21 protein-coding genes and 2 tRNA genes are annotated in these 23,420 nt (G+C 60.2%); 3 read left to right on the forward strand and 20 right to left on the reverse strand.

Annotated elements, in window-relative coordinates; all coding sequences use genetic code 11:
- Positions 1–2 precede the first annotated feature (2 nt).
- The 6 genes from scfB to AC0CW1_RS11445 form a co-directional block, all read right to left on the reverse strand.
- Positions 3–1,526: a thioether cross-link-forming SCIFF peptide maturase gene (gene scfB / locus AC0CW1_RS11420; RefSeq protein ID WP_488183172.1), complete on the reverse strand. Its 1,524-nt coding sequence runs from the start codon at positions 1,524–1,526 to the stop codon at positions 3–5.
- A 138-nt stretch (positions 1,527–1,664) separates the two neighbouring features.
- Positions 1,665–1,808, reverse strand: coding sequence for a six-cysteine ranthipeptide SCIFF (gene scfA, locus AC0CW1_RS11425; protein ID WP_488183173.1), 144 nt, complete (start codon positions 1,806–1,808; stop codon positions 1,665–1,667).
- 130 nt (positions 1,809–1,938) lie between these two features.
- Positions 1,939–2,724: a prolipoprotein diacylglyceryl transferase gene (gene lgt / locus AC0CW1_RS11430; protein ID WP_488183174.1), complete on the reverse strand. Its 786-nt coding sequence runs from the start codon at positions 2,722–2,724 to the stop codon at positions 1,939–1,941.
- Between the two features lie 177 nt (positions 2,725–2,901).
- Positions 2,902–2,978: transfer RNA gene (locus tag AC0CW1_RS11435), tRNA-Asp, on the reverse strand.
- Positions 2,979–3,039: 61 nt separating this feature from the next.
- Positions 3,040–3,115: transfer RNA gene (locus tag AC0CW1_RS11440), tRNA-Glu, on the reverse strand.
- Between the two features lie 380 nt (positions 3,116–3,495).
- Positions 3,496–4,779 (reverse strand): adenylosuccinate synthase, encoded by a 1,284-nt coding sequence (locus tag AC0CW1_RS11445; protein WP_488183175.1) that lies wholly within the window; start codon positions 4,777–4,779, stop codon positions 3,496–3,498.
- A gap of 534 nt (positions 4,780–5,313) precedes the next feature.
- On the opposite strand from AC0CW1_RS11445, the gene AC0CW1_RS11450 reads away from it, so the two are divergent.
- On the forward strand, positions 5,314–5,892 hold the full coding sequence (locus AC0CW1_RS11450) for a beta-class carbonic anhydrase (protein ID WP_488183176.1): 579 nt from the start codon (positions 5,314–5,316) through the stop codon (positions 5,890–5,892).
- A 123-nt stretch (positions 5,893–6,015) separates the two neighbouring features.
- Here AC0CW1_RS11450 and dnaB read toward each other — a convergent pair whose 3' ends face one another.
- The 7 genes from dnaB to ychF form a co-directional block, all read right to left on the reverse strand.
- Positions 6,016–7,350, reverse strand: coding sequence for a replicative DNA helicase (gene dnaB, locus AC0CW1_RS11455; RefSeq protein ID WP_488183177.1), 1,335 nt, complete (start codon positions 7,348–7,350; stop codon positions 6,016–6,018).
- Positions 7,351–7,616: 266 nt separating this feature from the next.
- Positions 7,617–9,644 (reverse strand): Lon family ATP-dependent protease, encoded by a 2,028-nt coding sequence (lonC, locus tag AC0CW1_RS11460; protein ID WP_488183178.1) that lies wholly within the window; start codon positions 9,642–9,644, stop codon positions 7,617–7,619.
- Positions 9,645–9,751: 107 nt separating this feature from the next.
- Positions 9,752–10,198, reverse strand: coding sequence for a 50S ribosomal protein L9 (gene rplI, locus AC0CW1_RS11465; RefSeq protein ID WP_488183179.1), 447 nt, complete (start codon positions 10,196–10,198; stop codon positions 9,752–9,754).
- Positions 10,199–10,274: 76 nt separating this feature from the next.
- The gene (locus tag AC0CW1_RS11470) at positions 10,275–12,338 is read right to left on the reverse strand and encodes a DHH family phosphoesterase (RefSeq protein ID WP_488183180.1); all 2,064 of its coding nucleotides are present in this window, start codon (positions 12,336–12,338) and stop codon (positions 10,275–10,277) included.
- A 22-nt stretch (positions 12,339–12,360) separates the two neighbouring features.
- On the reverse strand, positions 12,361–13,332 hold the full coding sequence (locus AC0CW1_RS11475) for a YybS family protein (protein WP_488183181.1): 972 nt from the start codon (positions 13,330–13,332) through the stop codon (positions 12,361–12,363).
- Positions 13,333–13,653: 321 nt separating this feature from the next.
- Complete coding sequence (locus AC0CW1_RS11480; protein WP_488183182.1) at positions 13,654–14,208, reverse strand: single-stranded DNA-binding protein; 555 nt, start codon at positions 14,206–14,208, stop codon at positions 13,654–13,656.
- Between the two features lie 109 nt (positions 14,209–14,317).
- Entirely contained in the window at positions 14,318–15,418 is a 1,101-nt protein-coding gene (ychF, locus tag AC0CW1_RS11485; RefSeq protein WP_488183183.1) for a redox-regulated ATPase YchF, read from the reverse strand.
- A gap of 189 nt (positions 15,419–15,607) precedes the next feature.
- Between ychF and AC0CW1_RS11490 the strand changes: the two genes are divergently transcribed.
- Positions 15,608–15,763 carry a hypothetical protein gene (locus tag AC0CW1_RS11490; RefSeq protein ID WP_488183184.1) on the forward strand — a complete coding sequence of 52 codons (156 nt, stop codon included), beginning with the start codon at positions 15,608–15,610 and terminating at the stop codon, positions 15,761–15,763.
- 119 nt (positions 15,764–15,882) lie between these two features.
- The gene (locus AC0CW1_RS11495; protein WP_488183185.1) at positions 15,883–17,133 is read left to right on the forward strand and encodes a hypothetical protein; all 1,251 of its coding nucleotides are present in this window, start codon (positions 15,883–15,885) and stop codon (positions 17,131–17,133) included.
- 135 nt (positions 17,134–17,268) lie between these two features.
- Here AC0CW1_RS11495 and AC0CW1_RS11500 read toward each other — a convergent pair whose 3' ends face one another.
- The 7 genes from AC0CW1_RS11500 to AC0CW1_RS11530 all read right to left on the reverse strand — a co-directional run bounded on the left by AC0CW1_RS11500 (position 17,269) and on the right by AC0CW1_RS11530 (position 23,417).
- Positions 17,269–17,478, reverse strand: a complete 210-nt coding sequence (locus AC0CW1_RS11500; protein ID WP_161257385.1) for a DUF951 domain-containing protein — start codon at positions 17,476–17,478, stop codon at positions 17,269–17,271.
- Positions 17,479–17,488: 10 nt separating this feature from the next.
- On the reverse strand, positions 17,489–18,409 hold the full coding sequence (locus AC0CW1_RS11505; RefSeq protein ID WP_488183186.1) for a mechanosensitive ion channel family protein: 921 nt from the start codon (positions 18,407–18,409) through the stop codon (positions 17,489–17,491).
- Positions 18,410–18,417: 8 nt separating this feature from the next.
- Positions 18,418–19,506 (reverse strand): HEAT repeat domain-containing protein, encoded by a 1,089-nt coding sequence (locus tag AC0CW1_RS11510; protein WP_488183188.1) that lies wholly within the window; start codon positions 19,504–19,506, stop codon positions 18,418–18,420.
- A gap of 6 nt (positions 19,507–19,512) precedes the next feature.
- Positions 19,513–19,938, reverse strand: a complete 426-nt coding sequence (yedF, locus tag AC0CW1_RS11515; protein ID WP_488183189.1) for a sulfurtransferase-like selenium metabolism protein YedF — start codon at positions 19,936–19,938, stop codon at positions 19,513–19,515.
- A gap of 52 nt (positions 19,939–19,990) precedes the next feature.
- On the reverse strand, positions 19,991–21,463 hold the full coding sequence (locus AC0CW1_RS11520; RefSeq protein ID WP_488183190.1) for an aminopeptidase: 1,473 nt from the start codon (positions 21,461–21,463) through the stop codon (positions 19,991–19,993).
- A 50-nt stretch (positions 21,464–21,513) separates the two neighbouring features.
- Complete coding sequence (locus AC0CW1_RS11525) at positions 21,514–22,239, reverse strand: CvpA family protein (protein WP_488183191.1); 726 nt, start codon at positions 22,237–22,239, stop codon at positions 21,514–21,516.
- A gap of 203 nt (positions 22,240–22,442) precedes the next feature.
- Positions 22,443–23,417, reverse strand: a complete 975-nt coding sequence (locus tag AC0CW1_RS11530; RefSeq protein WP_488183192.1) for an ATP-binding protein — start codon at positions 23,415–23,417, stop codon at positions 22,443–22,445.
- Positions 23,418–23,420: the final 3 nt, after the last annotated feature.

Here is a 23,420-nt window from a genome sequence, read left to right on the forward strand (position 1 = left end):
CTTTACGCTCCCGTCTCAGCCGTCAGCGCCTGAGCGTAAAGAGCCCACTTGAGGCGCATCTTGGCCAGGTGGCAACTCATCGCCGCCGGGATATGCAGGCTGCCTGTGGCCGCCTCGTTGTTGGCATGGCAGCCGCCGGAGCAAAGGAAGCGCGCCCAGCAGTCGGGGCAGCCTTCCTTGTGATAGACATGGGCGTCGGCAAAGGAGCGGGCGATGTCTTGGCCGGTCAAGCCGGTCGCCACATTGCCGAGGCGGTAATTTTCCCGCCCCACAAACTGGTGGCAAGGATAGAGGTCGCCGTTGGGGGCGACAGCCATGTACTCGAAGCCGGCGCCGCAGCCGGAGAGCCGTTTGGCCAGGCAGGGGCCATGGGCAAGATCGAGTTGGAAGTGGAAAAAGTTAATCGGCTGGCCCGCTTGCCCGCGTCGGACGATCTCTTCGGCCAGGATGCGGTACTGCTCGTCCAGGCGCTCAATATGCGCTTCCTGCAGGGCGTACTCCCTGTCCGGCGCCGCGACGACGGGCTCCACCGAGATGTGGCGAAAGCCGAGATCGTGGATGTGGAGGGCGTCTGCGGCGAAGTCAGGGTTATAACCAGTGAAGGTCCCCCGCACATAGTAGTCCTCACCGCCTCGCGATTGGACAAAGGCCAGCAGGTTGGCGGCCACCTCGTCGTAGGAACCAGAGCCGTCCACATAGGGCCGCATGCGGTCATGGATGTCACGGCGGCCATCGAGGGAGAGGACGACCGACAGTCCCTCTTCGTTCAGATAGCGGCCTGTTTCTTCGTCGAGGAGCAGGCCGTTTGTCGTCAAGGTGAGCTTCAGGATTTTGTGCTCTTCGGCAGCCCGTTCTTTGGCGTAAGCCACCAGATCCTTGACGACGTCAAAATTGAGCAGCGGCTCGCCGCCGAAAAAGTCGATCTCCACATGCTGGCGTCCCTGCGAGTGAGCGAGCAGGAAGTCGATGGCTTGCTTACCCGTTTCAAGGGACATGAGGCTGCGGTCGCCGCCGAAGGGGCCCGTGCCGGCAAAGCAGTAGCCGCAGCGCAGGTTGCAGTCATGGGCTACATGCAGGCAGAGGGCTTTGACGATGGGGTCGGCGGGAATTGCCGTTATGGCGGCGGTTGCAGCACCGGCAGCGGAGCCTTCCGCAGCATCCGCAGCGATAGCGACGGTTTCAGCAGCAGCCGTCTCCCGCTCACCCATAAAACCTTCCGCTAGCGGATCGCCCGTGAAGAGCATCCCTGCCGCCTTCAGTTCGCCCAGTTCCGCCAGCACCTCATCGACGGCGGAGGCGTCCATATGTTCTTCACGAACGAGCGCCTCCCGGGCTGCCGCGCCGTCTCCTTGCGCCGCCACAAGGGCTTCGATCACCTGCAGCGCCGTCCCATCGAGGCGGTGCAGTGAATTGGAGTTTACATCATAACAAAAGGCCACGTCGCCGTGGGCAAAGGTAAACAGGTGGGCTTTGAAGTTGTAACCAACAAGGTCGGACCACCAGGGGGAAGCGGCTTGGTTTGCCATGATTTCATCATCAACCTTTACTATTATCGTCGTTCATTTCGGCATCTACCATTTTGAAAAACATAAAAGAAGAAAAAACCCTCTATCCGGTTCAGGTCGCGAATAGAGGGTTTTTCGGTCTTTTATGGCGATTCGACCTTAGCCTTTCTGGCAAACCTGGTTCCCTACGGTACAGGAGGTCTTGCAGGCCGATTGGCAGGAGGTCTGGCATTCACCGCAGCCGCCCGTTTGGACCGTCGCTTGCAGCGCGCCTTTCTGCACAGTGATGATGTGCTTGCTCACCGATTATTCCCCCCTTGTCCTTCCATTGCCAAAAATCCGTTGGTATTATAGCACTTTCCTCCGCCAGGGTAAAGCCTCCGGCAGGACCGGCAAGCCAAGGAGGATGCTTTTTTCCTTTTTCGCCCCTTGGTCAGCCCCGATGAGCATCGAGGGCCGCCCGCTCCGGCGTCGCCGGCTCGTCGGCATAGCCTTTTTTGCGCCGGTAGTAGAAGGCGCCCACGGCAAAAGCCATCCAGGCCAGAGCCAAGAGTTGGGGCAGGCGGAAGTCGCCTAGCATCTCCGAATCCATGCGCAACCCCTCGATCCAGAAGCGACCGAAGGAGTAATAGGCGAGGTAGAAGAGAAAGACCTCCCCCCGGCGCACCGAGGGACGGCGGCGCAGGATGAGCAACAAAAAGAAGCCGATGATGTCCCAGATCGACTCGTAGAGGAAAGTGGGGTGGCGCATCTCCCCAGCGATCATCATCGCCCAGGGAACGTCCGTCGGGTAGCCGTAGGCCTCCTGGTTGAAAAAGTTGCCCCAACGGCCGATGGCTTGGCCGAGGATGAGCGACGGCGCGGCGATGTCGGCCATCTGCCAAAAAGATAGGCCATGTTTGCCCGTGTAATACCAGGCAAAGAGGAAGGCCACGATCAGGGCGCCAAAGATCCCGAGGCCGCCGTGCCAGATGGCGAACACCTCGCTGGGATCGTTGGCGTAGAACTTCCAGTTGAAGATGACGTAATAGGCGCGGGCGCCGATCAGCGCCAGCGGCGTGGCCCACAGGATCAGGTTATAGAGAAAATCGGGGTCGATCCCGTGCCTCACCGTTTCCCGCTGGGCCAGCAGCGTACCGATGAGGAGGGCGCTGCTGATCAGGATCCCGTACCAGCGAATCGGGTGGTCGCCGATATAAAAAGCGATCGGATCGGGCAAGTGGACAGCCTCCTTAACGAGTGATGCCGTCGATGAAAGGATCGGACGGAGATTTTTCTTCCATCTTCTTCTATAGGATACCCCGTTCGCGGCAAAAGTCAAGGAAGAGGATACATAAGAAAAAGAACCCGCCCCCAGTAAAAAACTGAAAACGAGCCCTTTGAAAGCATATGAGAATGGCGGAGCAGACGGGATTCGAACCCGCGATCTCCAGCGTGACAGGCTGGCATGTTAGGCCTCTACACCACTGCTCCCAATTCTGCCTGGAAGCGCCTCATGCCAAACCTGAAGCGATCCCACCTGCAAAGAAAAAAATGGTGACCCGTAGGGGATTCGAACCCCTGTTACCGCCGTGAAAGGGCGGTGTCTTAGACCGCTTGACCAACGGGCCATTCCTTGGCGCGTCCCGCTAATCGCTGCTTGGTGGCGACCAGACATTGCGTAAAGGACGCTTACCAAGTATGAAGTATACTGATGACGATATAGCCTGTCAATACCTTGCGAGCAAGTTATGAATAGTTCTTTTGTGTGATTATTCCGACAGAGGGAGAGCAGCAAATAACCGTGATTTTTTACGTCAAAAGGCGCTTTAGATTTGAATTACCTGCTTCGCTCTAGCAATCACAATAATAAGCCCGATGACAACAGAAAAGAAGGCCCCCCCTTCATCCGTGGGGAGAGCCCTCTTTTTCAATCAGAGTACTTGCTCATTCACTCAAAAATCCCGCTCACCCTCTCCTTGGTGAACGGGGGTAAGGGACTCGCTAAAACCTAAAATGCGTCTTCCAGTTCGATCGTCTGCTCCCGATCAGGACCGACAGCCAGGATCGAAGCCGGGCAGCCGCAGAGCTCTTCCAAACGCTTCACATAGAGACGCGCCTTCTCCGGTAGCTCCTCCAAGGTGCGGCAACCGGTCGTATCGCTCATCCAGCCGGCCATCTCTTCATAGACCGGTTCACACTGGGCCAGCTTTTTCAGGCTTTCGGGGAAGTGCTGGATCACCTCGCCTTGATAGCGGTAGCCGACACAGATTTTGATCACCGGCAGCTGATCGAGCACGTCCAACTTCGTTACGGCCATACAGGTCAAGCCGCTGACACGGACGGAGTAGCGCATGATGACGGCGTCAAACCAACCGCAGCGACGGGGACGGCCGGTGGTGGTGCCGAACTCGTGACCGGCCTTGCGGATCTGATCGCCCGTCTCATCGTTCAGTTCCGTCGGGAAGGGGCCTTCGCCGACACGGGTCGTATATGCTTTGACCACGCCGAGCACCTTGTTGATCGTCGTCGGTCCGACGCCGGAGCCGACGGTGGCGCCGCCACCAATGGGATGGGACGACGTGACAAAGGGATAGGTGCCATGGTCGATGTCGAGCAAGGTCCCTTGGGCGCCTTCAAAGAGGATGTTCTTGCCCTCTTTGCGGGCGTCGTCCAGCAGGACCGATGTATCGGTGATGTAGGCTTGCAGCCGTTCGGCATAGGCCCGGTATTCGTCAAAGATCGCCTGGACGTCAAAACCTTCGACGCCATAGATCTTCTCGAAGAGCTCATTTTTGGTGGCTACATTCAGTTCCAGCTTGGTCCGGAACTCCTCCGGATCGAGCAGGTCGGCCATGCGGATGCCCACTCGGGCGATTTTGTCGACGTAGCAAGGACCGATGCCCCGCTTGGTCGTGCCGATCTTATTGGCGCCGCGGCGCTCTTCCTCCACCTCGTCGAGGCGGCGGTGGTAGGGCATGATCACATGGGCGCGTCCGGAGATGCGCAGGTTGTCGGCGGAGATGCCCTCGCCTTCCAGGTACTTCAGTTCCTCAATCAGCACGCCGGGGTCGATGACGACGCCGTTGCCGATGATGCAGGTTTTATCGGGGTAGAGGATACCCGAAGGGATCAGGTGGAGCTTGAACTCCTTCCCCTTGACCACCACCGTATGTCCCGCGTTGTTACCCCCTTGGTAGCGCGCGACAAGGTCCGCTTTTTGGGCCAGAAAGTCGGTGATCTTGCCTTTCCCTTCGTCGCCCCACTGGGCGCCGACGACTACGACCGATGACATACCCGGTACCCCCATCTCTTATCGATTTATCAAAAGTCCTCCGAGCGGTTGCCCGATAGGGGACTTTGTGAACCTCCCTGATGCGCTGGACGCAGGAAGACTACACCACTACACCATACTATAAAGCGCGATTCGAGTAAACCCTGTGTACGTTTCGACTAAACAAACCATGGCTTGTCTGTTATGATTGAGCAAATCCTCGATGGAACCTAATGAGGCAACAAACAGCGCAGCCTTGACGCTAGTATTCCCAAGCAATAAAAAACTGTGGCCAGGCCACAGTTTTTTATCAAAATCCCCTTGCGCGCGCAAGGGGTTAGCCCTATCTATGTTACCAAAATTCACCGCTGCAAGTCAAGGCGCACCCGTGCGGCATCGCTCGTTGGAAAGGGGGGAGCGAGCGATTTCCGCAAGACAGGAGCAGGATTATCTCTCCAAAAGGCGAATGATAAGATTTTTACAGGCTGTAAGTTGGATGATATTCTAAATCGGAACAGCGATCCCAGGGTAACGGAACAGGAAAGGAGTTTCGCTATGAGCCTACTCGATCAGATTCTCGCCGCCAACAGCGAATTCATGCGCCGCCTGCCGGAAGAGTTTGTCCATTCTAACTGTGCTCCTGTCGCGAAGACACCCAGCCGAGGATTGGCCATTTTCACCTGCATGGACACGCGGCTTGTCGATTTTCTTGAACCTGCCATGGGCATCCGTCGCGGTGATGCCAAGGTGATCAAGAACGCCGGCAATTCTGTGACAGGGCCCTTTGAGGCGACAATCCGCAGCCTTGTCGTGGCTATCTTCGAACTGGGCGTCGAAGAGGTGATGGTCATCGGCCACAAGGACTGCGGCCTTGCCAACACCACGGCTGACGGGTTGAAAGAAAAGATGCTTGCCCGGGGTATCTCACCGGATGCGCTCTACATGGTCGAGCATGAGCTGAAGTCTTGGGTGGACCGTTTCCACCATCCCTGCGAAAATGTGCGTGAGGTGGTCGCCCGCATCCGCACCAATCCCTTGATTCCCAATGATGTCCCCATTCACGGCCTCATGTTTGACCCCCATACGGGGGAGATCGAGATCCTCGTCAACGGTTACGAGGCGATCGAAAAATAATTGAATGCCGGACAGGGCACCGGATAAAGAAAAAACGTGGTGCTACTGCCCGGCTGACTGGCTTTGATTGCATACCAAAACAAAAGTGAAAGGGGCTAACCGCCAAGGTCGGCCCCTTTTTTCTTACCGGTAGTCCCGGTTGACGAACTTGGTAAATTCCTTCAAGAAGCCCAACTCCACCGAACCGACGGGGCCGTTCCGGTGCTTGGCGATGATGATCTCGGCGATGCCCTTTTTCTCCGTATCCGGTATGTAATACTCCTCGCGGTAGATGAACATGACCATGTCGGCGTCTTGTTCGAGGGCGCCTGATTCGCGCAGGTGGCTCAGGTTCGGCTTCTTGTCTGTCGTCTGCTCCACCGAACGGGAGAGCTGGGAAAGGGCCACGACGGGCACGTTCAACTCGCGGGCCAGGGCTTTTAGGGAGCGGGAGATCTCGGAGATCTCCTGCTGGCGGTTCTCTGAGCGCCGGCTGCCGCCGCCCTGCATCAGCTGCAGGTAGTCGATGACGATGAGGCCCAGGTTTTTTTCCGTCTTCAGCCGCCGGCACTTGGCCCGCATCTCCATGACGGTGATGCCGGCCGTGTCATCGATGTAGATGGGTGCGTCCGACAGGGGGGTGATGGCGTTGGTCAGCGTGTCCCAGTCCTGTTCGGTCAGCCCGCCGGTGCGCAGCCGCTGCTGGTCGATGAGCGCCTCCGAGGCGAGCATCCGTTGGACGAGTTGTTCCCGCGACATCTCCAGGCTGAAGACGGCCACGGGCACCTTGTCCCGAACGGCGGCGTTCTGGGCGATGTTCAGGCAGAAGGCGGTTTTCCCCATGGCGGGGCGGGCGGCGACGATGATCAGGTCCGAGGGCTGCAAGCCTGAGGTCATCCGGTCCAGTTCCCGGAAGTGGGTCGCCACGCCTGTCACATCGCCCTTGCGGTTGTAAAGGTGCTCGATGTGGTCGAGGGTAGCCACCAGCACGTCCCGCAAGGGGACCATGCCGTCGCGAGCCTGGCGCTGGGCGATATCGAGAAAGGCTTGCTCCGCTTCGTCGAGCAGTTGGTCCACTTCTTCGGCGGCTTCATAGCCCTTCTGGGTGATCTTGGTAGCGGCGCCGATGATCTGGCGGAGCAGCGATTTTTCGGCGACGATTTTGGCGTAATGCTCCACGTTGGCCGCCGTCGGCACCACGTTCCCCAGTTCGATCAGGTAGGGGATGCTGCCGACCCGCTCCAGGTTGCCGGTCTGGCGGAGTTCCTCCGTCAAGGTGACCAGGTCGACGGCCTCCCCCCGCTGGGAGAGGGTCTGCAGCGTCCGGAAGACGGTCTGGTGGGCTTCTTTGTAGAAGTCCTCCGGTTTCAGCAGTTCTGTCGCCTTGTACACGGCGTCGGCGTCGAGGAGCATGGCGCCCAGCACTGATTGTTCGGCTTCGATGTTTTGAGGGGGCAGGCGGTCAAAAAGGCTGCTCATGGCGTTTCTATGTACTCCCTCCGTAGACGCGGACAATGGGCGAATGGATCGGTGAAGACAACGAAACAATGGTCGCAGGCGAGGCAAAATGACGTTGCACAGGCGACAAAAAAAATAGCAGGCAAAACCCGGGTCGTTTCCGCCCGGGTTTTGCAATGGCTAAAAACTATTTCTATTGTGCAATGGCTGTCCGGAACAGTCAACATGCAGCTTCTGCAAAGAACCGGATCGTCCCATTTTGCCTATGATTGCAGCCTTTTCTATCGTTACGACGCTTCTCCGGCGGTTAGGACCGAAGGACCGGCTTGGATCAGGGCCAAGGCTTCATCGACGGTCTCGACGGGAATGACTTCGATGCCCGTCAGGCCTGAGGGGACATCCTTTTCATTTTCCTTCGGGATGAGGACGCGGCGGATGCCAGCCTGGCGGGCGCCGTAGATCTTTTCAAAAATCCCGCCGACGGCCTTCACGCCGCCGCGCAGGGAGATCTCGCCGGTAACGGCGACATCCTGCCAGAGGGGGATCTCCTGGATGGCCGAGTAGACGGAGAGAAAGATGGCCAAACCGGCTGAGGGGCCGTCGATGTTGCCGCCGCCGACGACGTTGACATGCAGGTCAAAGTCGGCCAGTTCCCTGCCGGCCAGGCGACGGAAGACGGAGGCGGCGTTGAAGACCGAGTCCTTGGCCATGCTGCCGGCCGTGTCGTTGAAGCGGATGTGGCCTTTGCCCTCGCCGCTGGCAGGGAAGGCGACGGCTTCGATCTCCAGCACGGAGCCGACGAAGCCGGCCACGCCGAGGCCGAAGACGCGGCCGATCTCTGCCTTGTGCTCGCCCTTGCGGGTCACATAAGGGCTGAGGCGGGCCGTGCGCAGGACTTCGAGGACATCGTCGCAGGTGACGCCGATCATGGAAGCCTTCCCGTCGCCGGTCACAGCGCCGGCCGTGGATTTTTCCGCAGCGCCTGCCTTGGCGCCACCCCTTTTTTCCGGCCTCCCCGCCTCCTCGCGGCGAAAGAGGGCCAAGCCGTAGGCGTCGGCCAGGAGGTTGACGGCCTTGCGGCCTTCGATGGTGTATTCGGCGATCAGGTCGGCCACGCCCGCTTCAAGGACGACGTCTAGGCGCTGGCCGGCGTTTTCGATGATGTCTTTGATGTCTGCTGGAGTGAGCGGTTCAAAAAAGATCTCGGCGCAACGAGAACGCAGGGCCGGGTTGATCTCGCCGGGGCCGCGGGTGGTGGCACCGACGAGGATGAAGTCGGCCGGTGCGCCCTCGTCAAAGATCTTTTTGATCCATTGGGGCACGTTCGGGTCAAGGGGGTCGTAGTAGGCCGAGTCAAAGCTGACACGTTTGTCTTCAAGGACCTTGAGCAACTTGTTGAGCAGCATGGGGTCCATCTCGCCGATCTCGTCGATGAAAAGGACGCCGCTGTGGGCTTCGCTGACGAGGCCCAGTTTCGGCTCGGGGATGCCCGTGTCGGCCAAGTCGCGGCGGGCGCCCTGGTAGATGGGGTCGTGGACGGAGCCCAAGAGCGGGTTGGTCACCTCGCGGGGGTCCCAGCGCAGGGTGGTGCCGTCCACCTCGACGAAGGGCGCCTCGTCCGGGAAAGGGGTGACGCTCCGGTGCTTGGCGGCCTGGAAGGCCAGTCGGGCTGCCGTTGTCTTGCCGACGCCGGGCGGTCCATAGCAGAGGATGTGCTGGGGATAGGGGGAGGCCAGCTTGGAGAGGATGGCTTGGACGGCTCGCTCCTGGCCCACCACCTCGTTCAACTGCTGGGGCCGCAGCATCTCCATGGCCGAACGGGCCAGGTTGACGTTGTTCATCTTCTCCAACTGGGCCAGGCGCTTGAGCGTCTGGGCGTTCTCGGGCCCGCCGGTCTCCTTCAGCACCTGCATCTTGATCTCGCGCATGTACTCCTCGTGGCGCTCCTGCATCTTGTCAGCCACGAGCTTTTCCAGTTTGTCCTCGACGGAACGGCGGGCGATGATGCCAGCGATCTCGTCTTCGATCTCGTTGAGGATTTCAGGGATCTCCTTCGACGACGGCGGCTTCTGCGGCGCCGGACCGTGCAGGACGAGTCGCTGCAAGGCCCAGACGCGCTCCTCCAGTTGGTTTGAGCGCATCAGCGGCAGGATCTCGAGCTTGCTTGCCCGCAAGACCAGTTTGTCGGCGCCGTAGATGTCGGAGAGGGTGCCAAAGAGCGCGTCCACCTGGCGAGCCAGCAAATCCTCATCAGAACGGCGGCTGATCAGTTGGCTCAGCCGCGTCCGGTTCAATGTCTCCAACATTTTTTTCATGAATGATGTCGTTGCTCCTTCCTGCGGAAAAAACCTCCCTGTTCGCCAGTGCTGCAAAAGGCAGGGTGACGACGGCGCAGGGAAAAGGGGTTGAGACCACAGGATAGTTATTCGCTGACGACCTCAACTTTGAGTTCCACCGAGACGGCCGGGTGAATTTTAACGGTGATAGGATAAACCCCCAGCGTCTTGATGGGCTGCTTCAACTCGTACTTGCGCTTGTCCACCTTGAGGCCGAACTGTTTTTCCACCGTCTCGGCGATCTCCTTGTTCGTCACGGCGCCGAAGAGGCGTCCGCCGTCACCGGCTTTCGTGCGGACCTTGACGGTGATCCCGGACAGTTTGGCGCCCACTTCCTTAGCATCGAGCAGTTCCTGCTCTTTTTTCTTTGCTTCGTTGGCTTTGAGCCGCTCCAGGTTTTTCAGGTTGGTCGGCGTCGCTTCAATGGCGAGCCCTCGCGGCAACACGTAGTTGCGGCCATATCCCTCGGCGACATCAACGATATCGCCCTTTTTGCCCAGGTTTTTCACATCTTGTTGCAAGATGACTTTCATCGTTTTTTCCTCCTCAAAAAAAGTCCTACCTAAAATGTATCGCATTTACACAAACATGGCTATAGATCGTTGACTTTTAGCGCCTGATCTCCCGCTTCCCGCTGACGACGCCGCCAGCCTCGCCGCTTTCTGCAGGGCGCTCGCGCTCCGCCAGCGCTTTTTTCTCTTTTTGCTGCTCCAGGTGTTCGCCGATGGCGGTCAGGAGCTTTTCCTTCGCCTCGGGCAGGCTGAGCCCGGCCAGTTGTGCGCCGGCAATGGTCAGGTGGCCGCCGCCGCCAAGACGTTCTAAGATGGCGTGGACGTTGACATCCCCTTGGGAGCGAGCGGAAACGGCGGTCCCCTTCGGATAGGGGCGCAGGACAAAGGAGGCCTGGATCCCCTCCACCTCCAGGAGTTCATCGGCCGCCTGGGCCGAGATGACCGTGGCCCGCGGCGCCGCTTCCGCCTGGATGCCGATGGCGATGTGGTCGAAGTGGACTTCGGCGCCGCCGATGATGGCCGCCCGGCGGACGACCGTCTCCATAGGGTCCCGCAGGATCGACTGGACAAGCTGCGGGTCGGCCCCGGATCGTCGCAGGTAGGAGGCGGCCTCATAGGTCCGCGCCCCCGTCATGAAGACGAAGTGCTTCGTGTCGACGGTGATGCCGGCCAGGAGGGCCGATGCGGCGATTTTGCCTAGTTCCAGGTCTTCTTTGAGGTATTGCAGGATTTCAGCCACCAGTTCACAGGTGGATGACGCGTACGCCTCCAGATAGACGAGGCTGTTTTTGTCGATGAACTCCTCGCCGCGCCGGTGATGGTCGATGATGACGATGTCTCCGGCCCGGTCGAGAAGGGTGCGATCCGGGAGCAAGGACGGCTTGTGGGTGTCCACGACGATCAACAGCGTCCCGTCGTTGACATAAGCCGGCGACTCTTCGACAGGCACAAGGGTCTTCGCCAGCTCGGCATTGGCCTGCACATAGGGCATCAGCCGGTCAAGGGCGCCCCCGCGGGTGTCGAGGACGACGGAGACGGGCTTGCCGAGGGCGGAGACGGCGCGGGAAAGGCCGAGGGCGGCGCCGGCAGCGTCCAGGTCAGCGTGCTCATGGCCCAGGATGACCACATTGTCGGCACCGACGATCAGGGCGCGCAGCGATTTGGCGACGACGCGCGCGCGCACACGGGTGCGTTTTTCCACCGCTTCCGTGTTGCCGCCATAGAAGTAGACCCGATCAGCCGACTTGACGACCACCTGATCGCCGCCGCGCTCCATGGCCAGGTCGACGCCGGTGCGGGCTAGGCGGCCCAGGTCGGCCATGGAGTCCTCGCCGACGCCCAGGCCGATGCTGAGGGTGACGGCGAGGCGGTTTTCCAGCCGGACCGAGCGGATGCGGTCGAGGACTTCGAAGTTGTGGGCCTGGCAGAGACGCAAACCCGAGCCAGTCATGAGCAACACATAGCGATCCTCGGCGACCTTGCGGAGAAAGCCCTCAAAGCCCAAGGCCCACTCGTTGAGCAACTTGTCGATCTCGGCGGTGAGGGCGAACTTGTTCTCGTCCTCCAGCGGGGCCACCGCCTCATCAAAGTTATCGATGATGCAGAGGCCGATGACCGGGCCGTCCTCGCGGGCCGCCCGCTGTTCATAGTCGGTCACATCGTCAAAGGCGAGCAGTCGACGACCCTCCTCCGGTCCGACACGCAAGGAGACCTTGATCTGCCGGTCCCGGATGACAAGACGGCTGGCGACCAGTTCGGAAAAGCTGGAGTTTTTCTTAAAGTGCAATTCCGGCAGGTGGTTGCGCAGCTTCCCCTTGAAGCGATACCCCTCACGTCCAAGCATGCGGGCAAACTCGGGGTTATGCCACAAAAGGGCGCCGTTGCTGTCGATGTAGACGAGGCCCAGGGGCAAATGGGCCAGCAAGTTGGCGCCCGAAGATTCCAGTTGTTCCTGCAGGCGGTTCAGGCGTTCTTCCGCCTGCCAGCGCCAGCGATAGGCGGCCTCGATCGCGAAAAACAGCACACCGATCAGGAGCGCCGCCACCAACCCTGCGATCGCGCGGTGCACCGGAGCGAGGATAGCGACAAGCAGTCCGGTGCCGGCAACGGTCGGCAAGGCCAGCAGCCAGAAGGAAAGCCGTGTTTTCATACCGGGAAGCATCGCCTCTTCCCCCATCCGGCGCCTAGGCGCCCTGGATTTTGTCCATCTTGGCTCGGTAGTCAAAGACCAGATCGAAAAGACCCACCGTAGCGACAAAGGTGAGCGCCAACGTGGGATACAGGAAGATCAACACGGCCACGATAGAGAGGACGAAGGGCGACATGACGTATTTGTTGAGCAGGTAGGCTAAGACAGAAAAACCGAGAACGAGCAGCACCGGGTAGCAGATGTAGAGAATATTGATCCCGGCGCTCCCTAACAGGGGGACCTGCCAGTAATCGCCGGCCAAGGTGGCGGCGAGGCCGACGATGACCACCCAGACCGCCTCCCAAGGAAGGCGCCAGTCCCGAAAGGGGCGCTGGCCGGTGACGGGCTGCCCGATGCGCCGGAGCATCCAGCGGGAGAGGAGCAGGTTCGACGCGGCGGTCATCATGGCGTACATGACGAAGATGCTCGGAAACATCATGGAAAAGAGTTGGATGTACGAAGCAAACTGGGCGCGCATGCTCTCTTCGGTGATGCCCTGATCGGCATACTTTTCAAAAAGCCCGGCGCTCCGGTACATCTCGATGACGGCGTTGACCGTCCCATCCATCTGCTGGCGCAGTGTCTCCACCGTCAGACCGGTCAAGAGGAAGAACAGGGCTACAAAAGTGGCGAAGGACAGGGCCACCGTGAGCGAACCGGCCAGAAAGGCCCGGATTGTCGACCAACGGTAGCGAAAGGCGATGCCGTAGACGAGTCCGAGTCCGCCGAACTGAATCAGCAGGATCAGCGCCTTCGGAAACCCGGCCGCCAGGCCGATGACGATGCTCGCCGCCGCCAGGCTCAGCACCCCGACGGTCCAGCCGTTGCGGGCGATGGCGACGACGATGGGGATGGTCCAGATCAGGTTGGTCAACAGGCCTAAGGGGAAGATGAATACGCCCAAGAGGGCCAAAACGGCCGTCAAGGCGGCCAGCATGGCCCCTTCCATCATTCCTCGAATTGGCATTCTCTCACCTCACTATGGACAATTCGGGGATGGCATCGCGATTTCCTTCCCCATCCTGCGCAAAAAGGGGAGCCCTCGCTCCCCCTTGGTTTGATTGCTTATTTTACAGGTATTTTGCCACAGGAAGCCCCGGTTTACCCAAAAAATTACCGATTGAGACGTAGCACGTCAAGGAGCGTGTCGAGCGCCCTCGGAAGAAGCGAAGGCTTTGCGCTAACTATCATCGCCTGGGTAACGGTGTCATTGAAAAACGAACAAATATAAAAAACCCCGCGCCTTTCCAAAAAGGTTCTGCGCGAGGTTTTTGATCGATACCATTGATTAGAAGGGGAGATCGTCATCCCCAGGCGGATCGGGGAAGGAAATCTCGCTGCCAAAGGATCCGCCTCCGCTGGCAGGCGCGCCAAAGCCCGATGCGCCGCCGCCATAGCTGCTGCCGGACGAACCGCCGAAGCCCGAACCGACGCCAGCCGCCGCGCCGCCATAACCGGCGCCTGCACCCATGCCGGCTCCAGCGCTGGCGCCTGCGCCAGGCTGCCCTTCACCGCGTTCGAGGAAGCGGACGGATTCAGCGACGACTTCCACAACAGAGCGCTTCTGCCCGGACTGCTGATCCGTCCAGGAACGGGTTTGCAGGCGGCCGTCGATCGCCACGAGTCGACCCTTATGTAAGTACTGGGAACAGGTGACCGCTTGCTGGTTCCAGACGTTGATCGTAAACCAATCGGTCACCTTTTCAGCGCCGGCCTGGCGCTGGTTCGACGACTGGGGCCGATCGACGGCGATGCTGAAAGAGCAGACGGGAATGCCGCTGTTCGTATGACGCAGCTCCGGATCCCGGCCAAGACGGCCGATGAGGATCACCCGGTTCAACATGCTAATTTCTCCTTTTCCATCCATTTATTTGAAGTTTACCATGGAATTCGAGCCGGATCAACCAGCTTCCGCAAATTCCACTCTTATCATCGATTATACGTAAGTCCGATCATACGTTAAAGCGGAAATGGACGACATCGCCATCCTTCATGACATACTCCTTGCCTTCCAGGCGCTGCACACCCTTTTCACGGGCCGCCGTCTGGCTGCCGCAGGCCACCAAGTCATCATAAGCCGTCACCTCGGCCCGGATGAAGCCCCGCTCAAAATCGGTGTGGATGACGCCGGCCGCCTGGGGCGCCTTCGTCCCGCGCGTGATCGTCCAGGCCCGGACCTCCTGCACACCGGCGGTGAAGTAGGTGATCAGGCCGAGCAGGGTATAGGTCTCCCGGATCAGCCGGTCGAGGCCTGATTCCTCCAGCCCCAGATCCTCCAAAAAGACAGCCCGTTCCTCCGGATCGGTCAGTTCGGCGATCTCCGCTTCGATCTTGGCGCAGATGACGACAACGCCGGCGCCTTCCCGCTCCGCCCGGGCGCGGACCTCTTGGACGAGGGGGTTGTCGGCCTTGCCGATGTCCTCTTCCGAGACGTTCGCCACATAGAGGAGCGGCTTGCTCGTCAACAAAAACTGGTTGCGGACGATCTCGGCCTCTTCCGGCGTCCAGTCGATGGAACGAGCCGGCTTTTCCTCCTCGAAGGCAGTCCGCAGCTTCTGCAGGACGGCCATCTCTTCCTGGGCCTTTTTCTCGCCCGATTTGAGCATCTTTTGCACCCGATCCATGCGACGTTCGACCGTCTCCAGGTCGGAGAGGATCAGTTCAAGCTCAATCGTGTCGATGTCGCGCAGGGGCGACACCTTACCGTCGACATGGGTCACGTCAGGGTCTTCAAAGCAGCGGACCACATGGATCACCGCGTCCACCTCGCGGATGTGGGCCAGGAACTTGTTGCCGAGCCCTTCGCCTTTAGAAGCGCCCCGGACAAGGCCAGCAATATCGACAAACCGCACGACGGCGGGAACCACCCGGTTCGGTTTGACCATCTCGGTCAGCTTATCCAACCGGGGATCGGGAACCTCCACCACACCCACGTTCGGTTCGATGGTGCAGAAGGGATAATTGGCGGCTTCCGCGCCCGCCTTGGTGATGGCATTGAACAGGGTGGATTTGCCCACGTTGGGCAACCCGACGATACCCGCCTGGACCGGCACAACGATCAACTCCCGATGTAATTTACACTTTGCCACCGTTTAGTTTAGACCAAGGCCCGGGCGAATGCAAGGTGCCGGAACAACCCGATCGCGCCAAGCTGTCAGTGAATGGGGGCAGGCGGCGCCTGTTGCCACTTCCCCCCTCATGGCATAGGTTGTGCTGAGAACCCTTCGCGGGGAGGTGCAATCATGGCCAAGCGTGACAGTTCTGACTGGTTCAGCAAGCTGGATCGTTGGAAAGAGTACCTGGAAGATGACAAGGGTCAGGTCTTCCTAATCCTAGGGATCGTCGTGCTCTCTGTTATCTTCGGTTCCATCTTCAAGGATGATCAGAGAGATTTCTGACAATGGGGCGAAGACAAGGCATGTATTTAACATTTTTTTGTGAGAATTTAGACCCTCTGTCCCATCGATTATAGTAAAATAAAATCGACCCTATTTCTGTTCAATAAGGAGATATATACATGGCAGACGAACAGCAATCTCCTTTTGATGACGCTTTGAATATCGACAGCCTTTCTCTGGCGGATCTTGAAGCGGATCTGCAGCGCCTTCAAGAAGCGCCGGTCGAATCAGCGCCGTCAGTAGGGTCGCTTGACTATGCTGGCGAAGGCGACGCCTTCGGCGATCTCGGCAGCTTTTCTGCCAGTCCCGACGAACGCTTCAACCATCTGAACATGTCGAGTCCCTTGGATGGGCCTTCCGATGGTTTGGAGGCCCTTACTGGCGTTGGCAGCGTCGGTGACCTTGTCGCCACGCCAGCGCCAACTTCTGACATCGCGGAAAGCGCACGTTCCGGCGATGGGAAAAGCGCCGATACCGATGAGCCACCGAAGGGTCTGGCCAGTCGCGCCCTCGAACCTCCCGCAAAAAAGCCCAGCTTTTCCGCCAAACTTTCAGGCCTTTCAACTGGCTTTGCCGGCGCCGTCCGCCAACTGCCAGCGAAAATGCTCAAAAACCGCTGGTTCACCTATGGCCTCGCCTTCCTGCTGCTGATCCCCCTGGCGGTCGGCCTCGTCTGGGGGATCAACCTCGCCTGGGACCACTACATGACCCCGCCGGAAGCCTACCCGCCGGAACGGCTGGCCGAATACACGCAGGCCGACAAGGTGGTGCGCCTACATATGCAAGGCGGCTTTGAGCGTCTTGGACAAGCCATCACCCAAAACGACGATCGCCTCATTGAGGAGGCCCTCACCGAATCGTCTCCCCGCCGCCATGACGCCGAACAGGCGATCAGCGACTGGCACGGTTTCTTCTCCCGTTACGAACAGTTTGAAAAACCGAAGTTTGACATTCGCGTCTTTCTTGTGCGTGACGTGGAGATCGAGCCTGAACAGAACAGGGTGGAAGCTGTCGCCGATGTGAGCACCTTCAGTTCCTACCAGATCAACAATCGGCGCTTGGAGAAAAGCGTCGATTATGAGCTATGGGTGCGCCTGATCTACGTGGATGGCCACTGGCGGCTCGACGACTACCGGAACGTCGGGGAAGGGGCGACGGACTCCAGCCATGCCAGCGGTGATAACGGGAGCCACACCGCTGCCGTCACCCCTTCCGCCAGGAACAGCGATGCGGCTCCTTTGGATGGCGCCCTCCTGCCGGGCGGGTCCCGCAGCGGCGCCGCCAACCGCATCGCCGACGCCGCGCCGGCCGGCGCAACGAGCCGCCTCTTCGGCCCGCTCCCAGCGGATCTCCGCAGCCGTCTCCAGTAACAGCAAAGCCAGTTCTTTGCGACCAACCCCTCGTATGCCTCGGTCAATCCCCATGGGCGGATCACCTCCACCCGATAGTATTCCCTGGAGAATGGAAAAAAGCGCATCCCGCGCCATGCCGGCGGGGATGCGCCTTTATTTTTTCGGCGGCTCCGGTTCGCCCACACGGGCGATGACCGCTTTGACCGCCTTTTCAAACTTCACCCGAGGGATCAGCACCTGGTGGTCGCAACCGAGGCAGCGGATGCGAAAATCCATGCCGGTCCGCGTAATCTCCCAGTCCGTCGACCCGCAGGGATGGGTCTTGCGCAGGCGAACCTTGTCGCCGATGGAGTAGTGGGCCATATCGCTCACCTCATTTGCGTGGGACGTCGCCAGCCGAGGCCGCCTCGGCAACAGAACTCCGCCCATAAGGAACGAGCACCTGCCGCGGGTAGGGGATCTCGACGCCGGCGTAGTCCAAGGCCACCTTAAAACGCCGCCGCATCTCCCGTTCAACCCGCCACTGTTCCATGGGCACCGTTTTGGCGATGACCCGGATGACCACCTCCGAGGGGCCCAGGTTGGTGACGCCGAGCACCGACGGCCCTTCTATGATCAGGTCCGCCCATTCCTCGGCCAGTTCCTTCGCCGCAGCCTCCAGCACCACCAGCGCCCGGTCGATGTCCTCTTCATAAGCGACGCCGATATCGACGAGCGCCTGGATGGGACCACGGCTCCGGTTGCTCACCTCTTTGACCTGGCCGTTGGGAATGATGTGCAGTTCCCCCGTCAGGTCGCGGATCTTGGTCACCCGCAGGCCGATCTCCTCCACGATGCCCGAGTACTTGCCGATGGTGACAAACTCACCTACGGCATACTGGTTTTCAAAAATGATAAAAAAGCCCGTGAACACATCCCGGACGAGGCTCTGGGCGCCGAAACCGACGGCCAGGCCGACGACGCCGGCCCCAGCGAGCAGCGCCTGGGTCTGGACGCCAAAGACGGTGTTGAGCACCTCGATGGCGACGATAAAAAAGACGCTGTAAAAGAGCAGGCTCTTCAACAAAGTCGCCAGGGTGGCGCCCCGCTTTTCATCGATGATGCTGACGCCGAGGCGCCGGCGAAAGACCTGATCGATCGCCTTGTTCCCGAAGCGAAAAGCCAGCCAGGCCAACACCACCGCAAAGAGCAGATGGGCCGCTCCGGCGACAAAGGCGGCGATGGGCTGCGCCCATTCCCCCAACCCCATCGCGATCACTCGTTCCTTGACAAACTCCGTCAGCCAGGTCAGCATGTCCCACCTCACGCTTCAGCTATGTAATGGAGCGCCTGCCGCGCGCAGCCGCTGACCCGGTAATCCTCGTCGGCCAGGCAGTCGGTGAGGGCCTGGCGGACCGCTTCCCGGGCGTCCCTTTGGCTCGGTTCATCCGGCCGGTCCACCAGGTCCAGGGCCGCTAAGCGGCCTAAGGCGCGGGCCGCTTCCGCCCGCACCCGGGCGTCGACGTCGCGGGCCGCCTCGACCAGTTCGGGCACCAGACTCCCTCGAGCCAGCAATCCCGCCGTCTCGGCAGCACGGGCCCGCACCGCCGCTTCGGCGTCGCGCAACCCGGCGCGCAGGCACGGTTCCAGGCTCTCCACCACTTCCGCCTCTGCCGGGGGGCCGAAAGAGGCAAGCACCTCCCAAGCGCGCACACGCAACGATTCTTGATCATGGCCGGTCATCGCCAGGAGGCGACGCCAGATAGCCGGTCCATCCATCGCCCGGCGCGCCGCCAGTCCTCGGGCGGCCCGGTCGATCCAGGGACCGCCTTCGGGGCGGGTGAGCAAGTCGAAGAAAAAATCGGTCACCTGCTCCTCCGCCATTCGCGCGAGGTAGGCCGTCGCCGCCAGGCCGACCGCCGGCGACCGGTCCAGGACGGCCGCTTGCAGCAGGGGAAGCGCCTCAGGCAGGAGAAGCGGCCCTACTGCCTCGATGACCTGCTCCTTCGGTCCCGACTGGGGCGCTGCCATAACGGCTCGCCAGTGTTCCTCCAATTGAAGGACGCGCGCCAACCGCCAGGGGGGGCTCGACGGCGCGGCTGCCTTTGCGCTTGAGCCGATTGCCACCCCAACTCGCGCAACAGGTTTTTCGAGGTGGCGCGAACCTCTCGACGTAACAGGGGTCGCCTGAGCCGCCACGCTCTCTGCTTGGATGGCTTCCTGCCACCAGCGGCTGCGCTCCTCCGGGGGCGCGAGCAGCAACTGGCTTAGCCATTCCTGCTGCGGGACAATACCCTGGCGGAGCTGGCCAAGCATTTCTCGCACCTGTTCGGAGGGTTCTTTGGCGGCCTGTGTCTTCCCTCGCCGCCAGGGTTGCCAGCGCCGCCAGAAAGGTTCCTTCTCCTTGCTCATCGCCGCTTACAGGGTGACGACATGAGTCGAGCGGGTCAACATGTCGACAATAGCGTACATGTTGCTCACCTTGCCGGCCACAAGCTTCTCTTTCCGTTGAAAAAAGTCAAGACAGGTGCCGCAACTGAGGATCTCGGCGCCCCGCTCCTCCAGGGCTAGCAGGCTATGCAGCGTTTCCGAATCCTCACAGGGCAGCTTGACGCCGCTATTGAGAAAAATGATGGTCTTGGGGATCACGTCCGCCTGGGAAAGGGTGTACAGAAAAGACTTGACCAGCACCCTTCCCAGATCGTTGTCCCCCCGGCCCAGACGGTCGGCCGTCATCACCAGGACCGTGCTCTCCTGCATGGCGAAGCTGGTCGACAGGCCCGTTAAATCCTTTTCCATCACCGGCACTTCCGGCCCGGCTGCTGCGCCTGTTTCTTTGCTCATGATCTTTCCCTCCGGAACGATTCGATTTCCGGTCTGACCATTCGAATGCTGATCAAACCTCAAGAAAGGCCTTATAAGCCCGGTAGGCCATATAGATATCCGCCTTGTGGGCCACTTCAAAGGGCGCGTGCATGCTCAACAGGGGCACGCCGCAATCGAGGACATCCATCCCGTAGACGGCAAGAAACTGAGCGATCGTCCCGCCGCCGCCCTGGTCCACTTTGCCCAATTCGCCGCTCTGCCACGGGATCCCTGCCTGCTGGAAGATCCGGCGCACCTCGGCCATAAATTCGGCGTTCGCCTCCGATGTGCCATACTTGCCTCTGGTGCCAGTGTACCGGGCAATACCGACGCCGAAGCCCATCCGCACGGCGTTGCGCTCGTCGAGAACGCCGCCGTAGTTGGGATCGATGGCCGCCAGCACATCGGCAGAGAGGGCTTTCGTGTTAAAGAGGCAGCGCCGGGCGATCACCTCCGGCGATATCTGTTCCCCCGCCGTCTGGGCGGCGTAGACCAACTCCGTGATGGCGTATTCAAAAAAGCGCGAACGCATCCCCGTGTTGCTGTCAGAGCCCGTCTCTTCCTTATCGACCAGGAGGACGGCCGCTGTGCGCTCGCCGCCGGCCCGGTCAAAGAGCGCCTCCGCCGCCGTGTAGCAGCAGACGCGGTCATCTTGGCCGTAACCGCCGATAAAGGCGCGGTCAAAGCCGATGTCCCGGGCCGGTCCGGCCGGCACGGCCTGCCATTCAGAGGACAGGAAGTCCTCCTCGGTCATACCGAGCTCTTTGTGCAGGATCTCCAGCACCGCCTGCTTAAAGCGGTTGGCGTCTTTGTCCTTGGTCACACCGTTCTTGGCCGCCCCATCGGCGCTGCTGTCGCTGCCGGCGGGCAGTCCGCCGACGAGGATGTTCAAGCCTTCACCCTCGATCGCCTCGGAGAGCTTTTTCTCCATCTGATCCTTGGCCAGGTGAGGCAGCAGGTCGGTGATGGTGAAGACCGGATCTTCCGGCGCTTCGCCCAAGATGATCCGGCGGATGCTGCCGTCCGGGAAGATAGTGACACCGTGCAGCGCCAGCGGGAGAGCCAGCCACTGGTATTTCTTGATGCCCCCGTAGTAGTGGGTCTTAAAGAGCGCCATCTTCTCGTCCTGGTAGAGGGGATTCGGCTTTAAGTCGATCCGTGGCGCGTCAAGGTGGGCGCCGACGAGGGAGATGCCCTCGGCCAAGGGGCGAGCGCCCACATGCACGAGCAGGATGGCCTTGTTGCGATTGACAAAGTAAATTTTATCGCCCGGCTTGATCCCTTGGGCCGCCTTTTCCGCAAAAGGCACGTAGCCCTGGGCGCGGGCCCGTTGTTCCACAAAATCGACGGACTCCCGCTCCGTCTTGGCCGTCGACAGGTAGCGCCGATAGCCCTCCGCAAAGGCCATCATGGTTTGACGCTCTTCGGGACGTAAGCAGTCCCAGACCGGTTCTGTCTGCCGCGTCAAAGAACTCTTTCCGTTGTTGCCTGCAAGATGATCCATCACGTAAGCGCTCCTCTCTTTTCCCATGAGGCGGATAAAGAAATGGTCATTCACCGGAAAGTGTAGCCGGTAAAGCGCTCGCCAATCCACTGATTCGAATCAAAGGCGTAGGGCATCAGCCGCGACGATTCCAACAACGGCTGGGTCTCCACCCGCAACGGCGAAGCGCCGGCGACGGGACCGCCGAAAAACCAGGACAGGACAGCCGCTGTCACGATCCAGGCGGCCAGGGAGACGAGTACCCCGCCCAGCAGCTTATCGGCCGTGCCGAGCCAGCCGTCGCCGCGCAAGCGGATCCAGCCGGCGGCCGCCATCTTGACGGCGAAGGCGATCGCGAAAAAAATGAGCACGAAAACGAGGCTGTTCCAGACGGAGTGGGCCACATAGTTGGCCACCATCTCGGCGAGGTTCCGCACGCCGTCCGGGACGACCATGTTCAGGTCGGACAGTTGGCGGGCCATCTCCTGTTTGTAAAACTCGGGCAGTGGCAGGTCCTTGAGCACCCGCTCCAGGTTCAAGCTGGGCACCACATCGGGCTTCACCTGAGCCGCCGGAAGCACCGGCATGAACCGCTGCAGGAAAACGTCCTGCAAGGTCGCCACGGCCCTAAACTGCTGGTCCAGCAGTTGCGCCACCGGCTTGAAGAGGGACGAGGCCAGCAGAAAGGCGAAAAAAAAGGCGCCCACACCCAAAAGGGAGGCCAGCAGTCCCCGGCGGTACCCCCGGAAAAAGGTGAAGGCTATCAGGCTCACGATGAGGATGTCGAGGGCGTTCAAGGCGGGGCTCCCCCTTTGTTTCGCCGCAGGATCGGTTTCACTTCACAGTTTTTATGACTCTGGGATTCGCCATCAATTGGGCATTGCAAAGAATCCTTTATGTATGAAATACGCCAAAAATGCCTCTGCAACCACCATCCCGCGAAAAAAGCCAATTCGCCTACGGAAAATCCCCCGAGCGAGAAGAGCCAGAAAAGAGTAAGTTATCCCTGGGCAGACTGACCGGCCACCTTCATCAACTGACGGATGCTCTTCCCCTCGAAGAGGATGCAGTAGGATTGCATGATCAGGCGATCCGCCAGGCGATGGTTGTAAAAGGAGGCCAACTCACGCAATTCGATGTTTGTGGAGACCACCATCGGCTTGCCCATCCGCAACCGGTCGTTGACCAGTTCAAAGAGCTCGGTGACGACAAAGTCGGTCGGTTTCTCCGTCCCCAAGTCGTCGATGATGACCAGATCAACAGAGCGCAACGCCGTGAGCACCTCTGGCTGCCGACCGCTGTTTTGAAAATCGAATTTGGCTTCCATGATGCTGCCCATGATCTGGCTGATGGTGCGGTAGATCACCGTCTTCCCGGCCCCCAGCAAACGGTTGGCGATGGCGCTGGACAGGTGGGTCTTCCCCGTTCCGACGGTGCCGTAAAACAGCAGGTTGCCTTTGCCGTTGCCGGCGATGATGGCGTCGGAAAAATCACGGCAGCGCTCTAGGGCGATCCGCATCCGGCTCGCTAAGCCCGGGTACTGGTGTTCCTGCCGCTCATACCAGGCGAGGGAGAAGGTCTCAAAGGTCTGCTTTTTCATATCCCCCGACAACCCCGACTGAGTGAAGGCCTCATTGATCTCTTCCTGAATGAGACAGGGACATTTGACGCCGAAATCGGTCCAGCCCCGGTCCTCACAACGGGGACAATCCCATTGGATCTCAAAGAGGGAATCGTCGATGGGCAATCTTTTCAGCAGATCCTTGCGGGCCTCCAATAGCTCCTGCCGCTCGCGGTTGAGGTTCTCCAACGCCTCCGGCGTTAGCCGCCCGATCGCCCCCTGGACGAGGCGGATGCCCATCAGGCGCAACCGGCGATCCAGGGAGGCCAGTTCCGGATAAGCCTGATGCACTTTTTCGATACGCCGGTCGCGCTCGGCCTGCTTTTGTAGCCGTTTGTTGTCTCGATTGATCATCTT

Source organism: Heliomicrobium sulfidophilum (genome assembly GCF_057715735.1).

Excerpts from the sequence above, each read along its gene's own strand:
- dnaB (WP_488183177.1), bottom strand. The coding sequence starts at position 7,350 with ATGAGCAGCCTTTTTGACCGCCTGCCCCCTCAAAACATCGAAGCCGAA.
- AC0CW1_RS11470 (WP_488183180.1), bottom strand. The coding sequence starts at position 12,338 with ATGCTTCCCGGTATGAAAACACGGCTTTCCTTCTGGCTGCTGGCCTTG.
- lonC (WP_488183178.1), bottom strand. The coding sequence starts at position 9,644 with ATGAAAAAAATGTTGGAGACATTGAACCGGACGCGGCTGAGCCAACTG.
- rplI (WP_488183179.1), bottom strand. The coding sequence starts at position 10,198 with ATGAAAGTCATCTTGCAACAAGATGTGAAAAACCTGGGCAAAAAGGGC.
- AC0CW1_RS11450 (WP_488183176.1), top strand. The coding sequence starts at position 5,314 with ATGAGCCTACTCGATCAGATTCTCGCCGCCAACAGCGAATTCATGCGC.
- AC0CW1_RS11505 (WP_488183186.1), bottom strand. The coding sequence starts at position 18,409 with ATGCTGACCTGGCTGACGGAGTTTGTCAAGGAACGAGTGATCGCGATG.
- AC0CW1_RS11445 (WP_488183175.1), bottom strand. The coding sequence starts at position 4,779 with ATGTCATCGGTCGTAGTCGTCGGCGCCCAGTGGGGCGACGAAGGGAAA.
- AC0CW1_RS11530 (WP_488183192.1), bottom strand. The coding sequence starts at position 23,417 with ATGATCAATCGAGACAACAAACGGCTACAAAAGCAGGCCGAGCGCGAC.
- AC0CW1_RS11495 (WP_488183185.1), top strand. The coding sequence starts at position 15,883 with ATGGCAGACGAACAGCAATCTCCTTTTGATGACGCTTTGAATATCGAC.
- scfB (WP_488183172.1), bottom strand. The coding sequence starts at position 1,526 with ATGGCAAACCAAGCCGCTTCCCCCTGGTGGTCCGACCTTGTTGGTTAC.
- AC0CW1_RS11500 (WP_161257385.1), bottom strand. The coding sequence starts at position 17,478 with ATGGCCCACTACTCCATCGGCGACAAGGTTCGCCTGCGCAAGACCCAT.
- AC0CW1_RS11475 (WP_488183181.1), bottom strand. The coding sequence starts at position 13,332 with ATGCCAATTCGAGGAATGATGGAAGGGGCCATGCTGGCCGCCTTGACG.
- AC0CW1_RS11510 (WP_488183188.1), bottom strand. The coding sequence starts at position 19,506 with ATGAGCAAGGAGAAGGAACCTTTCTGGCGGCGCTGGCAACCCTGGCGG.
- AC0CW1_RS11520 (WP_488183190.1), bottom strand. The coding sequence starts at position 21,463 with ATGGATCATCTTGCAGGCAACAACGGAAAGAGTTCTTTGACGCGGCAG.
- AC0CW1_RS11480 (WP_488183182.1), bottom strand. The coding sequence starts at position 14,208 with ATGTTGAACCGGGTGATCCTCATCGGCCGTCTTGGCCGGGATCCGGAG.
- yedF (WP_488183189.1), bottom strand. The coding sequence starts at position 19,938 with ATGAGCAAAGAAACAGGCGCAGCAGCCGGGCCGGAAGTGCCGGTGATG.
- AC0CW1_RS11490 (WP_488183184.1), top strand. The coding sequence starts at position 15,608 with ATGGCCAAGCGTGACAGTTCTGACTGGTTCAGCAAGCTGGATCGTTGG.